Raw genomic sequence first — 1782 nt, forward strand, 5'->3', positions numbered from 1 at the left:
CAGACGGTTTCCAACCGTCCTGAGCTCACCATCGCGCGCCTCCGTTACTCTTTAGGAGGCGACCGCCCCAGTCAAACTACCCGCCACAGAGGGTCCCAGCACCGGATAACGGTGCGTGGTTAGACATCAGAAAACAACAGGGTGGTATTTCACCTATGGCTCCACGACAGCTGGCGCCGTCGCTTCAAAGCCTCCCACCTATGCTACACAGTTCTTTCCTAATGCCACTCTGAAGCTGCAGTAAAGGTGCACGGGGTCTTTCCGTCTAACCGCGGGTACTCCGCATCTTCACGGAGAATTCAATTTCGCTGAGCATGTACTGGAGACAGTGGGGAAGTCGTTACGCCATTCGTGCAGGTCGGAACTTACCCGACAAGGAATTTCGCTACCTTAGGACCGTTATAGTTACGGCCGCCGTTTACTGGGGCTTCAATTCAGAGCTTGCACCCCTCCTCTTAACCTTCCAGCACCGGGCAGGCGTCAGACCCTATACGTCGTCTTGAAGCCGACTTAGCAGAGTCCTGTGTTTTTGCTAAACAGTCGCTACCCCCTGGCTTGTGCCCCCCACACATGGTTGCCCATATGTGGGGCCTCCTTCTCCCGAAGTTACGGAGGTAATTTGCCGAGTTCCTTCAGTACACTTCTCTCAAGCGCCTTGGTATACTCTACCATCCCACCTGTGTCGGTTTAGGGTACGGTCTATACGGAGGGGCTATTTCCTGGGACAACTTCGAAGCCAGACCAATCCAATAAGGCCTGACAACTTACGCCATCCGTCACACACCTCCAGGCCCACGAATATTAACGTGGTTCCCATCGACTACCCCCTTCGGGCTCGTCTTAGGGGCCGGCTCACCCTGCTCAGATTAGCTTTAAGCAGGAACCCTTGGGATTTCGGCGAGAGGGCATCTCACCCTCTTTATCGCTACTCATGTCAGCATTCTCACTTCCGATACCTCCACGGTCGGTTACCCTCCCGCTTCACAGGCTTACGGAACGCTCCGCTACCGCGTGCATAAATGCACACCCTAAGCTTCGGTACGTATCTTGAGCCCCGTTACATTTTCGCCGCAGGATCTCTTATTTAGACCAGTGAGCTGTTACGCTTTCTTTAAAGGATGGCTGCTTCTAAGCCAACCTCCTGGTTGTTTTGGAAATCCCACATGCTTTCCCACTTAGATACGATTTGGGGACCTTAGCTGTAGGTTAGGGCTGTTTCCCTTTTGACGACGGACCTTAGCACCCGCCGTCTGTCTGCCGGACTAACTCTGTGGTATTCGGAGTTTGGTTAGGTTTGGTAGATCTCGCGACCCCCTAGCCCATCCAGTGCTCTACCCCCACAGGTAAACATCCGACGCTCTACCTAAATAGATTTCGCGGAGAACCAGCTATTTCCCGGCTTGATTGGCCTTTCACCCCTAAACACAACTCATCCGATAATTTTTCAACATTAAACGGTTCGGCCCTCCAGTGCGTGTTACCGCACCTTCAGCCTGGTCATGCCTAGATCGCCGGGTTTCGGGTCTAATCCATCAAACTCAGTCGCCCTGTTCAGACTCGCTTTCGCTGCGCCTACACCTAACGGCTTAAGCTCGCTTGATAGATTAAGTCACTGACCCATTATACAAGAGGTACGCTGTCAGGCCTCAAGGACCCTCCAACTGATTGTAAGCATTCGGTTTCAGGTACTGTTTCACTCCCCTCATCGGGGTGCTTTTCACCTTTCCCTCACGGTACTTGTTCGCTATCGGTCATGTACGAGTATTTAGGCTTGGAGGGTGG

The 1782-nt window shown here is 53.0% G+C and carries 1 rRNA gene; it reads right to left on the reverse strand.

The annotated features are described in order from the left end of the window. Positions 1-1782: ribosomal RNA gene (locus tag OPU69_RS19880) — 23S ribosomal RNA — on the reverse strand; the annotation flags it as partial.

The sequence above is a fragment of the Blastomonas sp. 34TW genome (assembly GCF_059803595.1).